Source organism: Saccharothrix sp. S26, from assembly GCF_021390395.1.
Taxonomy (GTDB): domain Bacteria; phylum Actinomycetota; class Actinomycetes; order Mycobacteriales; family Pseudonocardiaceae; genus Actinosynnema.
On sequence record NZ_JAJUWT010000003.1, the window covers coordinates 354,639 to 367,989 of the forward strand.

General features: G+C 71.6%; 11 protein-coding genes. 4 read left to right on the plus strand and 7 right to left on the minus strand.

Annotated elements, in window-relative coordinates:
- Positions 1-320: 320 nt before the first annotated feature.
- A complete protein-coding gene (locus LZG04_RS06590) occupies positions 321-704 on the minus strand; it encodes a hypothetical protein (RefSeq protein ID WP_233814217.1) in 384 nt (127 codons plus the stop codon).
- A 232-nt stretch (positions 705-936) separates the two neighbouring features.
- Between LZG04_RS06590 and LZG04_RS06595 the strand changes: the two genes are divergently transcribed.
- On the plus strand, positions 937-2,175 hold the full coding sequence (locus tag LZG04_RS06595; RefSeq protein ID WP_233814219.1) for a DUF885 domain-containing protein: 1,239 nt from the start codon (positions 937-939) through the stop codon (positions 2,173-2,175).
- Positions 2,176-2,637: 462 nt separating this feature from the next.
- Entirely contained in the window at positions 2,638-3,927 is a 1,290-nt protein-coding gene (locus LZG04_RS06600) for a PhoH family protein (RefSeq protein ID WP_233814221.1), read from the plus strand.
- A gap of 80 nt (positions 3,928-4,007) precedes the next feature.
- Here LZG04_RS06600 and LZG04_RS06605 read toward each other — a convergent pair whose 3' ends face one another.
- The 3 genes from LZG04_RS06605 to LZG04_RS06615 all read right to left on the minus strand — a co-directional run bounded on the left by LZG04_RS06605 (position 4,008) and on the right by LZG04_RS06615 (position 8,791).
- A complete protein-coding gene (locus LZG04_RS06605) occupies positions 4,008-5,447 on the minus strand; it encodes a GuaB1 family IMP dehydrogenase-related protein (RefSeq protein WP_233814223.1) in 1,440 nt (479 codons plus the stop codon).
- A 412-nt stretch (positions 5,448-5,859) separates the two neighbouring features.
- The gene (locus LZG04_RS06610) at positions 5,860-7,386 is read right to left on the minus strand and encodes an ATP-dependent DNA ligase (protein WP_233814226.1); all 1,527 of its coding nucleotides are present in this window, start codon (positions 7,384-7,386) and stop codon (positions 5,860-5,862) included.
- A gap of 37 nt (positions 7,387-7,423) precedes the next feature.
- Positions 7,424-8,791 carry a PLP-dependent aminotransferase family protein gene (locus LZG04_RS06615; RefSeq protein ID WP_233814228.1) on the minus strand — a complete coding sequence of 456 codons (1,368 nt, stop codon included), beginning with the start codon at positions 8,789-8,791 and terminating at the stop codon, positions 7,424-7,426.
- A gap of 47 nt (positions 8,792-8,838) precedes the next feature.
- Here LZG04_RS06615 and LZG04_RS06620 point away from each other — a divergent pair, with 47 nt between their 5' ends.
- Positions 8,839-9,753, plus strand: coding sequence for a DMT family transporter (locus LZG04_RS06620; protein WP_267935205.1), 915 nt, complete (start codon positions 8,839-8,841; stop codon positions 9,751-9,753).
- Positions 9,754-9,852: 99 nt separating this feature from the next.
- On the opposite strand, the gene LZG04_RS06625 is transcribed toward LZG04_RS06620, so the two are convergent.
- Positions 9,853-11,244 (minus strand): class II fumarate hydratase, encoded by a 1,392-nt coding sequence (locus tag LZG04_RS06625; RefSeq protein WP_233814232.1) that lies wholly within the window; start codon positions 11,242-11,244, stop codon positions 9,853-9,855.
- Between the two features lie 64 nt (positions 11,245-11,308).
- Here LZG04_RS06625 and LZG04_RS06630 point away from each other — a divergent pair, with 64 nt between their 5' ends.
- Positions 11,309-12,280 carry an NAD(P)/FAD-dependent oxidoreductase gene (locus LZG04_RS06630; RefSeq protein ID WP_233814234.1) on the plus strand — a complete coding sequence of 324 codons (972 nt, stop codon included), beginning with the start codon at positions 11,309-11,311 and terminating at the stop codon, positions 12,278-12,280.
- Between the two features lie 55 nt (positions 12,281-12,335).
- On the opposite strand, the gene LZG04_RS06635 is transcribed toward LZG04_RS06630, so the two are convergent.
- Both LZG04_RS06635 and LZG04_RS06640 read right to left on the minus strand, forming a co-directional pair.
- A complete protein-coding gene (locus tag LZG04_RS06635) occupies positions 12,336-12,767 on the minus strand; it encodes a L,D-transpeptidase (RefSeq protein WP_233814237.1) in 432 nt (143 codons plus the stop codon).
- A gap of 56 nt (positions 12,768-12,823) precedes the next feature.
- On the minus strand, positions 12,824-13,189 hold the full coding sequence (locus tag LZG04_RS06640; RefSeq protein WP_233814239.1) for a L,D-transpeptidase: 366 nt from the start codon (positions 13,187-13,189) through the stop codon (positions 12,824-12,826).
- Positions 13,190-13,351 lie beyond the last annotated feature (162 nt).

Below are 13,351 nucleotides of genomic sequence, written 5' to 3' on the forward strand. Positions count from 1 at the left end.
CTAAACACACTCCTCTAGTGGGGAATTGATGTGACGCCCATAACCTTGCTCGTTCGATCCGAGCATTCGGGGAGTCTGCGGCTCAGGCGGTTTGCCCTTGCTCAGGTAACCTACTGGTCGGCGTTGTGGATCGCACCCGGATGAACACCATCGTGTGAAAGCGTTCTTTTCCGGTTTTAGTTATCGGGAACGGGAATCCGGACGTCGTGTCCTGAATTCCCGCCGTCCATTCCGCGGGGTGCGCCCGGTGCGCCGTCACCGGTGCGCACGCCCCTTCCGCCACCGGGCACGTCCGGCGCCCGGTGGCAGGATCCGGTGGATCAGCTCTCGGAGCTGTTGTCCCCGGCGTCGGCAGAGTCGTTGTCGTCGTTGTCCGACGTCAGGCAGAGGTTCTCGTCGTTGTTCGAGAGCACCGGGATGCCGAGGACGGCGTTCACCTCGACCTCGCAGATGCTCAACTGGTTCGCGGCGTCGGAGTCGTTCCCGAGGTTCAGCAGGCCGAACTGGTCGGCGATCGTGGTGTCGCCCGAACCGTCTTCGACGTACTGCTGGTTGTGGAGCTGCCCGATGGCGGTGTAGTGGCCGTCGTCGTAACTCGGCCCGCGCCCGTCTTCGTGGGGTTCGCCGGTGACGGCGAACGCGGGAGCGCCCACCAGCATCAGTCCGGCCACGACCGCGGCGAGCGTACCTGCCTTCTTCAGCACTTCACACTCCTCTGTGCGGGTTTCCCCGGTCGATCCAGCGTTGTTCCGAAGCCGGATGTGGTTGCCTGTCCGGCAAACTACCGAATCCCCGCCCCCAGGTGGATCTCCATAACCCCATTGTGTGATCGACCGAAGGTGGCTATCCCTCGTTACGGTGTCTTTGGTCGTCATAATTAGTCGGTGCGTTCGCCATGTGGTAAACCGGGCGGTCTTCTCGTATGGTCTTCAGTCCGTGGACGGTGACCGGATCGTGCGTGAGTACCTGGTGCTCGGGTTGAGACTCGATCGGCTGTCACCCGGTCTGGTCGACTCGTTCACCGGCGACCGGGCGCTGCGCCGCGCCGTGGACGCCGAACCGAGGCCGCACCCCGTCGCGCTGACCGAGCAGGCCCGGCTCCTGCGCCGCGAGCTGCCCGGCTGCGACCTCGAACCGGACCGCAAGCGCTTCCTCGACGCCCACCTCACCGCCGCCGAGACGATCGCGCGCAAGCTCGCCGGCGTGCGCGTCGGCTTCGTCGAGGAGGTGCGGTCGTACTTCCAGGTCGACATCCGCCCCGGCCACCCCGACGCCTACCGCCGCGCGCACGCGGACCTGGACGAGCTGCTGCGCGGACCCGGCACGCTGGCCGAACGGCTCGCCGACCACCGCGCGCTGGACGAGATCCCGCCGCGCAAGCTCAAGGATGCCGTGCACGCCCTGTCCAGCGCGCTGCGCGACCGCGTCAGGCAGCGGTTCGAGCTGCCCGCCAACGAGGTCGTGGAGTACGAGATCGTCACGGACAAGCCGTGGAGCGGGTTCAACTACTACCTGGGCGGCTTCCGCTCGCGCGTGGCGGTCAACGCCGACCTGGGTCACCGGATGTCGAACCTGCCGCACCTGGTCGCGCACGAGTCCTACCCCGGCCACCACACCGAGCACTGCCGCAAGGAGATCGGCCTGGTCGGCAAGCGCGGGCACGCCGAGCAGGCGTTGTTCCTGATCAACACGCCGCAGTGCCTGATGGCCGAGGGCATGGCCGAGCTCGGGCTGCACGCCGTCGTCGGCGCCGGCTGGGGCCGCTGGGCCGAGGAGGTCATGGCCGACCTGGGCCTGCGGATGGACGGCGAGCTGGCCGAACGGGTCGAGGGCGCGCTCGCCGGGCTGCTCACCGTGCGTCAGGACGCTGCCCTGATGTTGCACGACCGGCGTGCTCATCCGGATGACGTGGTCGCTTTCCTGTGCCGGTGGTTGCTGGTTCCCGAACGCCGGGCCCGGCACATGCTGCGCTTCCTCGGTGACCCTCTGTGGCGGGCGTACACGACGACGTACGTGGAGGGCGTGCGGCTGATCCGCGCGTGGCTCGACTTGCGTGCCCCCACGGACACGCTGGGTGACCGCTACCTGCGGCTCCTCGACGAACCGCTGGTGCCGGCGACGTTGGCGGCCGAAGTCGCGGCAGGGGTGCCCTGGCTGCCCCGCGACCCAGGGTGACGGTCCCGGCCACACCCGGCCGCACGGCCCCTGAGCTGCGTGGACGACGTCGTGTTGCGCCGATGTGACGGCTCGACTTCATCCGCGAGCAGTCGGAGCGACCATCTTTCGCCGATTTTGCGACGAGGTGACGAATTGACGAATCACCTGTGTGGCTGCCTGCATAAGAGGGACTCGCGGAGGTAACTTCCGGTTGGCGGGACGCGTCCACTGCGGACCGCGCAGGGAGGCCCTGATCGTGGCGGTGTGCGCGAGGGGGCCGGCACCCGGCCCTCGTGGTCGGTGCGCCTGAGCTAGACGGCGTGCCGGTCGATCGGGGTGGTGCCTGGCCCAGCGAGGAGCGGACGCGGGTGCCGCGTTCGTGAGGGAGTTGCCGTGAACGCACGACGACCCGCGAGCCGTTCCTCAGGCTCATCGCGCAGCACTTCCCGGCGCCGTGGCGCGCCGACGACCAACACGTACGTGGTGGACACGTCCGTGCTGCTCTCCGACCCCCTGGCCACCACGCGGTTCGCCGAGCACGAGGTCGTGCTGCCGCTCGTGGTGATCAGCGAGCTGGAGGGCAAGCGGCACCACCCCGAGCTGGGTTGGTTCGCCCGGGAGGCGCTGCGCCTGCTCGACGACCTGCGCCTGCGCCACGGCCGGTTGGACCACCCGGTCCCGATCGGCGAGAGCGGCGGGACGCTGCGCGTCGAGCTCAACCACTCCGACCCGGAGGTGCTGCCCGCGGGTTTCCGCACGGACTCCAACGACGCCCGGATACTGGCCTGCGCGCTCAACCTCGCGGCCGAGGGGCACAACGTCACGCTGGTCACCAAGGACATGCCGCTGCGGGTCAAGGCGGGCGCGGTCGGCCTGGCCGCCGAGGAGTACCGGGCGCACGACGTGACGCTGTCGGGCTACTCGGGCATGTCCGACTTGGACGTCGACCAGTCCGTCGTGGACGCGCTGTACCGCGACTCGGTGATCGACCCGGCGCTGTTCGACCTGGCGCACGTGGCCGAGCTGCCGTGCCACAGCGGGTTGCGGCTGCTGGCGGGCACGTCGAGCGCGCTGGGTCGGGTGACGCCGGACAAGCAGCTGCGGCTGGTGCGCGGCGACCGCGAGGCGTTCGGGTTGCACGGCCGGTCGGCCGAGCAGCGCGTGGCGCTTGACCTGCTGCTGGACACCGAGGTCGGCATCGTCTCGCTGGGCGGACGGGCCGGGACCGGGAAGTCGGCGCTCGCGCTGTGCGCGGGCCTGGAGGCGGTCATGGAGCGCCGCCAGCACCGCAAGGTCGTGGTCTTCCGCCCGCTGTACGCGGTCGGCGGCCAGGAGCTGGGGTACCTGCCCGGTTCCGAGAGCGAGAAGATGCAGCCGTGGGCGCAGGCGGTGTTCGACACGCTCGGCGCGCTGGTCAGCCAGGACGTGGTCGAGGAGGTCATGGACCGCGGCATGCTGGAGGTCATGCCGCTGACCCACATCCGCGGCCGGTCGCTGCACGACTCGTTCGTGATCGTGGACGAGGCGCAGTCGTTGGAGCGCAACGTGCTGCTGACCGTGCTGTCGCGGTTGGGCGCCAACTCGCGGGTCGTGCTGACGCACGACGTGGCGCAGCGCGACAACCTGCGCGTGGGGCGGCACGACGGGGTGGCGGCCGTGATCGAGAAGCTGAAGGGCCACCCGCTGTTCGCGCACGTCACGCTGACGCGGTCGGAGCGCTCGCCCATCGCGGCGCTCGTGACGGAGATGCTGGAGGACTACGCCTCCTGACGCCGTGACCTGGGAGGGGCCGGTCCGACCGCGTGTCGGACCGGCCCCTCCCGCTTCTGCCGTGAGTCACACCTCGGGAGTCACCAACCGGACGGCAGCGGGCGTCCTTCGGCGAACCCGGCCGCGCTCTGCACGCCGACGGTGGCCCTGGCGTGGAACTCCTCGAGCGTCTGCGCGCCCGCGTAGGTGCAGGCGCTGCGCACGCCCGCCGTGATGGAGTCGAGCAGGTCCTCGACGCCGGGGCTGGCCGGGTCCAGGCGCATGCGGGAGGTCGAGATGCCCTCCTCGAACAGGCCCTTCCTGGCGCGGTCGAACGCGTTGTCGGTGCGGGTGCGCGCGGACACGGCGCGCTTGGACGCCATGCCGAACGACTCCTTGTACAGGCGGCCCTGCTCGTCGCGCTGGAGATCCCCAGGGGACTCGTAGGTGCCGGCGAACCAGGAGCCGATCATGACGCTGGACGCGCCCGCGGCCAGGGCGAGGGCCACGTCGCGCGGGTGGCGGACGCCGCCGTCGGCCCAGACGTGCTTGCCCAGCCTGCGCGCCTCGGCGGCGCACTCGGCGACCGCGGAGAACTGCGGGCGGCCGACGCCGGTCATCATGCGGGTGGTGCACATCGCGCCCGGCCCGACGCCGACCTTCACGATGTCCGCACCGGCTTCGACCAGGTCGCGGACGCCTTCGGCGGTGACCACGTTGCCGGCGACGACCGGGACGGTCGGGCGGGCCTCGCGGACGGCCTTGAGGGCGGCGAGCATCTTGTCCTGGTGGCCGTGGGCGGTGTCGACGACGAGGGTGTCGACGCCGGCCTGGAGCAGCTGCTCGGCCTTGGCGGTGACGTCGCCGTTCACGCCGATGGCGGCGGCGACGCGGAGCTTGCCCGCGTCGTCGAGCGCGGGCTGGTAGACGTCGGCGCGCAGGGCCCCGAGGCTGGTCATCACGCCGCGGAGGCGTCCGTCGGCGTCGACCCCGAGCGCGACCCGCTGCGTGCCGCCGTGGAGCCGGTCGAACACCTCACGCGGCGGGGTGTCCATCGGAAGGGTGATGATGCGCTCGTCGGCCACGTCGTGCAGCCGGGTGAACCGGTCGACCCCGGCGCACGCCGCCTCGTCCACGACCCCGGTCGGCCGCCCGTCGTCGTCGATCACGACGACCGCCCCGTGCGCCCGCTTGTGCAACAGGTTGACCGCGTCCGCCACCGAGTCGCCGGAGTGCAGCGTCAACGGGGTGTCCCACACGGCGTGCCGCGCCTTGACCCACTGCACGATCTCCGCGACCGCCTCGGGTGCCACGTCCTGCGGCAGCACCACCAGCCCGCCGCGCCGCGCCACGGTCTCCGCCATCCGCCGTCCCGCCACCGCGGTCATGTTCGCGACCACGATCGGGATCGTCGCCCCCGTTCCGTCGGAGGTCGACAGGTCGACACCGAACCTCGAGTCGACGGCCGATCGGCCGGGCACGAGGAAGACGTCGTCGTAGGTCAGGTCGTAGCTGGGCCGATGCCCTTCGATGAACCGCACGAGAACTTAACGATACTCGCGCCGAGCCTGATCCGCCCTGGTTGTGCGCACCATGAGCGGGGTCGCTACGGGGTCTGCGGTTGTAGCTTCCTCCAAGCCCGCACCTCTGCGGCCTCCGCCCACCTGCCACCCCCACGCCATCTTCCCGCTCGACACCCGGCACGCACGGACCGGACGGAACGACGCTCGTGGCGCCGGCTGTTGGGTTGCGGCCTGGGGCGAGGTGGCTGGGCATGTGCTGCATGTCGGGTTGCTGGGTGTCGGGTTGCTGGGTGTCGGGTTGCTGGGTGTCGGGTCGGTGGGTTGGTGGGTGTCGGGTTGGTGGGTGGTTGCGGCGGGGCGGGTGGTTCGGGGGGCTCCTCGTTTTAACCGAGGTGCGGTAACGGTGTTTCCGTACATTTAAGGGCCATGATCACCCGATCGTGTTCGGAGGGGAGGGTTCGCGCGGGGGGAGGAGGGCGCGGACGGCGGTGATGGTGTCGGCTTCGGAGGGGTCCTTGTCCGGGCGGTAGCGGAGGACTCGGGCGAAGCGCAGGGCGACGCCGCCCGGGTAGCGGGGGCTCACCTGGACGCCGTCCAGTTCGATCTCGATCACCAGCTCGGGCCTGACCATGACGACCCAGTCGGTCTTCTCCGTGGCGATCGCCATCAGCTCGCGCGTCTGCCAGGCCAGCAGCTCGTCGGTCAGCCCCTTGAACGTCTTGCCGACCATGATCGGCGGACCGCCGTCGGGGTCGCGCGCGCCCAGGTGCAGGTTCGACAGCAGCCCCTTCCGCCGGCCGCTGCCCCACTCCACCCCGAGCACCACCAGGTCGAGCGTGTGCACCGGCTTCACCTTCTGCCACGCCCGCCCCCGTCGCCCGGCCGCGTACACCGACTCGAGCGACTTCACCATCACGCCCTCGTGCCCCGCACCCAACGACTCGTCCAGCACCCGCGCCGCCTGCTCCTCCGACGCGGCGACGACGCCCGGGATGACGTGCGGGCCGGCCACTCGGCGCAACGCCTCCAGCCGCGCCCGCAGCGGCTCGTCCAGCAGGTCCACGCCGTCCAGGTGCAGGCAGTCGAAGAAGAACGGGCTCAGCAGCAGCTCCCGCTCGTCCCGCGCCCCGAACCGGCTCATCGTCTCCTGGAACGGCCGGGGTTTGCCGTCGTCGTTCAACGCCAGCGTCTCCCCGTCGAGCACCACCGACGTGCACGGCAGCGCCCGCACCAGCTCCACCAGCTCCGGCACGGTGCCGGTGATCTCGCGCAACGTCCGCGTGAAGATCCGCACCTCCTCGCCCGACCGGTGCACCTGGATCCGCGCGCCGTCCAGCTTGTGCTCCACCACGCACGACCCCAACTCGGCCAGCGCGGCGCCCAGCGACTCAGCGGGCGACGCCAGCATCGGCCGCACCGGCCGACCCACCTCCAGCCGGAACGCCGACAACGCCTCCTCGCCGCTCATCGCCGCCACCGCCGTCCCCGGCAGCGAACCGGACAGCATGAACGCCCGCCGCACCACCTCGCCGGGCACGTCGGCCGCCCGCGCGATCGCGTCCAACATCACCCCTTCGAGTGCACCTTGGCGGAGTTCGCCCGTCAGCAGCCGACGCAGGAAGTCCTGCTCGGCCGCCGTCGCCCGGCCGAACAGCGAGGTCAGCGCCTCCACCCGCCGCGCGGCCGACCCCTTCCCGCTGATCGACGCGAACCGACCCAGCGCCTCGTCCACATCGGACACCGTCAGCGACGGCACCGCGGCGGGCGGCACGGCCAGGTCGAACACGGTGCGCCACCCCGCGCCGATCCGGCCCTGGCTGGGCACGCCGACCAGGAACGACACCACCGCGGGCGTGCTCATCCGGCGCACCAGCTCGGCCAGGGCGGCGACCTTGGCCAAGCGGGAGCGCGTCGCCGCCACCGCGGCGGACGTCTCGACGACTTCGGTGAACAACACGCCGACCATGGTGCACCCGAGCACCGACAAAAACAGGTCAGGCGGCCGCGCGCAGCTCCAGCACCGCCTCCCGGAGCCGGTCGGGCGTCAACGCCGCGTAGCCGAGCACCAGCCCCGGGAACGTCGGCGTGCGCGCGTACCGGGCCAACGCCGGCGCGTTCACCCCGCGCCGCGCCAGCCGCTCCTGCAACGCCACGTCGTCCGTCCCGTCCGGCAGCCGCACGACCACGTGCAACCCGGCCGCCACCCCGATCGGCTCCCACCGCGGCAGCACCTCGCGCAGCGCCTCCAGCAACGCGTCCCGCCGCGCCCGGTACAGCTGGCGCGTGCGGCGCAGGTGACGGTCGTACCCGCCGGTGCTCAGCAGCCGGGCGAACGCCGCCTGGTGCAGCGTCCCCGTGCCCAGGTCGTCCAACCGCTTGCGCTCGACCACGACGTCGCGCAACGCCGGCGGCAGCACCAGCCACCCCAGCCGCAACGCGGGCGCGAGCACCTTGCTCGTGCTGCCCTGGTACGCCACGCGCGTCGGGTCGAGCGCCTGCATCGCGCCCAGCGCGGGCCGGTCGTAGCGGTGCTCGGCGTCGTAGTCGTCCTCCACCACCAAGCCGTCGCACGCGCGCGCCCACTCCAACAGCGCGCGCCGACGAGACGGGTGCAGCACGACACCCAACGGGAACTGGTGCGCCGCCGTCACGAGCACCGCACGGCAGTCCGTTGTGGACAGCAGGTCGACCCGCAAGCCGTCGGGGTCGACCGGGACCGGCACGACCTCCAGCCCGTGCGACGTGAGGATCTCCGCCGCGCCGAAGTGGCTCGGCTCCTCCACGGCCACGCCGCGGTGCCCGGCCGCCCGCAAGACCCGGCCCAGCAGGGAGATCCCCTCCGCCGCGCCGTTCGTCACGACCACTTCGGACGGTCGCGCGGCCACGGCGCGCACCCGTCCCAGGTAGTCGGCGAGCTCCCGGCGCAACGGGCCGAACCCGGCCGGGTCGGGGTAGCCGAGGTCGTCGTTGGACAGGTCCGCGAGCGCCGACTTCTGCGCCTGCAACCACTCGTCACGCGGGAAGGCGCTCAACGCGGGCACACCGGGTTTGAGGTCGTACCGGAACCTCGGCGCGGGCTCGGGTTCGGCGGCGGCCGCGCCGGGCCACGTGCAGGCGGCCGTCACGGTGGTGCCCGAGCCGCGGCGCGCGCTCAGGTAACCCTCGCCGATGAGCTGCGCGTACGCCGAGGTGACCGTGCCGCGGGCGACGCCGAGCTGGGCGGCCAGGTCGCGGCTGGACGGCAGCCGGGTGCCGGGCGCGAGCCGCCCGTCGCGCACCGCGCGCCGCAACTCCGACTCCACCCCGCGCCTGCCGTTCGGGGCGAGGAGGAGCTCGCGGAAAGTGGTCCAGTTGGCGGGCATCGAAGTGGAGCTTAAACCTGGACCACCGGTCGCGGAGAGTGCTCGTCATGAGAAACGCCAGGACCGCGATCGCAGCGGGTGCGATGTCGTCAATGATCGTGGGCGCGTCCGTGCCGGTGACCGGCTTGCTCCAGGGGTACCCGCTGCTCACGGGGCAGGCGATGCGGTACGCGTTGGGCGGGCTGGTGCTGCTCGCGTGGATCCGGTTGCGGGGCGGGCGGCTGCCCGTGCCGGGGAGGCGGGACTGGCCCGCGCTGGTCGGGCTCGTGGTGACCGGGATGCTCGGGTTCAACGCGTGCGTGCTGTACGCGCAGCGGTACGCCGAGCCGGGGTTCGTGGCGGCGGTGCTCGGGGCGAGTCCGCTGGTGCTGGCGCTGGTGGCGCCGTTGCTGGCGGGGCGCAGGCCGTCTGGTGCGGCGGTGGTGGGCGCGGTGGCCGTGGTCGGCGGGGTGGTGGTGCTGTCCGGCGGCGGGTCGTGGCACGGGCCGGGGCTGCTGCTGGCGGTGTTGACGATGGCCGGTGAGGCGTCGTTCACGCTGTTCGCGGTGGGTGTGGTGCGGCGGTTGGGCGGGGTGGCGGTGGCGACGTGGTGCTGCCTGATCGCGGCGGTGGGCGGTGCGGCGCTGGGCACGGTGGTCGGCGGGTGGCAGGTGCCGACGGCGCGTGAGGGGGTGGCGCTGGTGGTGCTGGGGATCGTGGTGACGGCGGTGGCGTTCGGGCTGTGGTACTTCGCGGTGGCGGGGTTGGGCGCGGACCGGGCGGGGGTGCTGATCGGGTTGATGCCGGTGGCCGGGCTGGTGGCGTCGGTGGTGCTGGGTGCGCAGGCGTTGACGGCGGTGGCGTTGGCCGGTGCGGTGGCGGTGGCGGTGGGGTGCGTGGTCGGGCTGCGGGGGCGGGCGGCCGAGGTCGACCGCCCGCCCCTGGTCGAGCCGCAAGTCCAGGTCGCGCGTTCTGAGCGTTGAACTCGAGGGTCCTGAACGTAGGACACGCGTGACGCGAACGTAGGACACGCGCGTTCTGAACGTAGGACTCTCGCGTTCTGAACGTAGGACTCGCGTGGGTTAGTGGGGGTTGGCCATGCGGAGGACGTCCAGGGCGCGGTCCAGGTCGGCTTCGGAGAGCTTCGAGGGGACGTGGCCGCGTTCCAGGACGACCTCGCGGATGGTCTTGCGCTCGCGCAGGGACTGCTTGGCGATGGAGGCGGCCTCCTCGTAGCCCAGGTAGCGGTTCAGGGGGGTGACGATGGACGGCGACGACTCGGCGTACTCGCGCATCCGGTCCACCTGCGGCTCCGCGCCGGTCAGCACCTTGTCGGCCAGCAGGCGGGCCACGGCGGCGAGCAGCCGCGCGGACTCCAGCACGTTGCGGGCGATCACCGGCAGCATCACGTTGAGCTGGAAGTTGCCCTGCGACCCGGCGAACGCCACCGCCGCGTCGTTGCCGACGACCTGCGCGACCACCATCATCGTGGCCTCGGAGATCACCGGGTTCACCTTGCCCGGCATGATCGACGAACCGGGCTGGAGGTCGGGCAGCGCCAGCTCGCCCAGGCCGGTGCGGGGACCGGAGCCGAGCCAGCGCAGGTCGTTCGCGATCTTGTACAGCCCCACGGCGGTGGCGCGCAGCTGCCCGGAGATCTCCACCACGCCGTCCTGCGTGGCCTGCGCCTCGAAGTGGTCGCGCGCCTCGGTCAGCGGCAGGCCGGTCACGGCGGCCAGCTCGGCCGACACCGCGGCCCCGAAGCCCGCCGGCGCGTTCAACCCGCTGCCCACGGCCGTGCCGCCGATGGGCAGCTCCGCCAGGCGGGGCAGCGACGAGGTCAGCCGCTCGATCCCGTACCGGACCTGGGTGGCCCACGCGCCGGCCTCCTGGCCGAGCGTGATCGGCACGGCGTCCATCAGGTGCGTGCGCCCGGACTTCACCAGCGACGTCCAGTCGGCGGCACGGGCGTCCAGCACCGACGCCAGGTGCTCCAGCGCCGGGATGACGTCCCGCGCGACCGCCTCCGTCGCGGCCACCCGCAGCGTGGTCGGGAACGTGTCGTTGGACGACTGCGAGGCGTTGACGTGGTCGTTCGGGTGCACCTCGCGGCCCAGCGCGCGGGTGGCGAGGGTGGCGATGACCTCGTTGGCGTTCATGTTCGACGACGTGCCGGACCCGGTCTGGAACACGTCGACCGGGAAGTGGGCGTCGTGCTCGCCCGCCGCCACGGCGTCGGCGGCCGAGGCGATGGCCGCGGCGACTTCGGGATCCAGCACCCCCAGCCGCTCGTTCACCCGCGCCGCAGCGGCCTTGAGCAGGCCGAGCGCGCGGATCTGGGCGCGCTCCAGACCACGCCCGGAGATCGGGAAGTTCTCCACCGCGCGCTGCGTCTGCGCACGCCACAGCGCGTCCGCGGGCACCCTGACCTCGCCCATGGTGTCGTGCTCGACGCGGTACTCCTGTTCAGCCATACCACCGAGTTTGGACCGCACGCCGGCACTGGGCACGGTGGGCTGGAACACCTATGGTCGAAGGATGGAGCTTGAGGTCGACCTGCTGATCGTCGGTGCGGGCCCCACGGGGCTGTTCGCGGCGTACTACGCGGGTTTCCGGGACCTGTCGGTCGCGTTGGTCGACGCGCTGCCCGAAGCGGGCGGCCAGATCACCGCGATGTACCCCGAGAAGATGATCTTCGACGTGGCCGGGTTCCCGGCGGTGCGCGGGCGCGAGCTGGTGAGCGCGCTCGTGCAGCAGGCGGACCAGTGGAAGCCGACGTACCTGCTCGGCCGCCAGGCCCGCACGTTGTCCGATGTGGACGGACGTTTGGAGGTCGGGCTGGCCGACGGCGGCGTGGTGCGCGCCGGCGCGGTGCTGATCACCGCGGGCATGGGCGAGTTCCGGCCGCGCCCGCTGCCCGCGGGCGACGGGTGGCTGGACCGGGGCGTGGTGCACTTCGTGCCCAAGCTGAACGTGCACACCGGGCAGGACGTGGTGGTCGTCGGCGGCGGTGACTCGGCGTTCGACTGGGCGCTCGCGCTGCACCCGATCGCGGCCAGCGTCACGGTCGTGCACCGGCGGGCGACGTTCCGGGCGCACCCGCCGACCGTGCGGCAGGTCCGCGAGCTGGGCGTGGAGATCATCACCGACGCGGAGGTGCTGGAGCTGCGCGGTGACGACGGCCTGGCCGAGGTGGAACTGGGGCTCAAGGGCGGTGACCGCAAGGTGCTGCCCGCGCAGACCGTGGTCGCGGCGCTGGGTTTCACCGCCGACCTGGGCCCGATCGAGTCGTGGGGCCTGGAACTCGACCACCGGGCGGTGCTGGTGGACACCACCATGCGCACCGCCCGGGATCGCGTCTACGCGGCGGGCGACGTCGCCCAGTACCCCGGCAAGGTGAAGCTGATCGCCACCGGGTTCGGCGAGGCCGCCACCGCGGTCAACAACATCGCCGTGATGCTCAACCCCGAGGCCCACCTGTTCCCGGGGCACTCCAGCAACGCGGGGTGAAGTCGCGAACCACCGACTTCACCGCCGTCTGCGGAGCAGCGGCAATCCGACGCGGTTAGGGGACTACCTGGACTTGTTCGCCCGGGAACAGGTTGTCGTAGAACACCAACGACTCCTGCGGGCCCAGGCGGACGCAGCCGTGCGACCGGGTGTTCGTGTCGCCCTGGTGGAACGCGATGCCGTCCGTGGTGAAGTACACCGCGTTCGGCATCGGGCCGTTGTAGGGCACGCTCCAGTCGTCCTTCACCTTGCGCAGCACGGGATAGGTGCCGACCGGGGTCTCGTAGCCGGGCATCCCGTGGGACACCCGGACGGGGCCGTAGCTGGCGTTCCCGTTGTAGATCAGCCACGCCTGGTTGGTGGACAGCTGCACGCACGCGCCGTTCTGCACGGAGCACGGCGTGCCGGTCGCAGCGTTGGCGGGAGTCGCGAGGCCGAAGGTCAGAGCCGCCGCGGCTAACGCCGTCGTGCCGATCGTCTTCCTCATCGCTATCACTCCTCGGTGTCAGGATTACCCACCGAGGAGTGATCCGACACACCCTGTTACGCCGTCACCTGAACTTGGTCGCCCACCCGGAGGGTGTGGAAGTACTTCGCCGCCGCTTCGCGGGACAGGTGGATGCAGCCGTGCGACTCGTCGTAGAGGCTGCCCTCGTGGAACGCGATGCCGTTGCCGACGAAGTAGGTCGAGTACGGCATCTCGGCCATGCCGAAGTCGCGGCTGTAGTCGAGTTCGACCTTCCACAGCACCTCGTGGTAGCCGACGGGCGTCTCGTAGCCGGGCCGGCCGGACGTCGTGGGCACCGGCCCGTAGCTGATCCTGCCCCCGCTGATCAGCCACGACTGGTTGGTGGACAGCCGCACGCACGCGCCCTCGGTGATGTCGCACGGCGTGCCGGGCACGGTCACCGGCGGAGGTGGCGGGGCGGGCTGCGGGTCCGGCGTGGGGTCCGCCGACGGCGCGGCAGCCGATGAGGAAGCCGACGAGGAAGACGATGGTGCGGCAGCCGACGAAGATGTCGACCAGGAAGACGATGGTGCGGCGGCCGACGAGGAAGCCGACGAGACCGT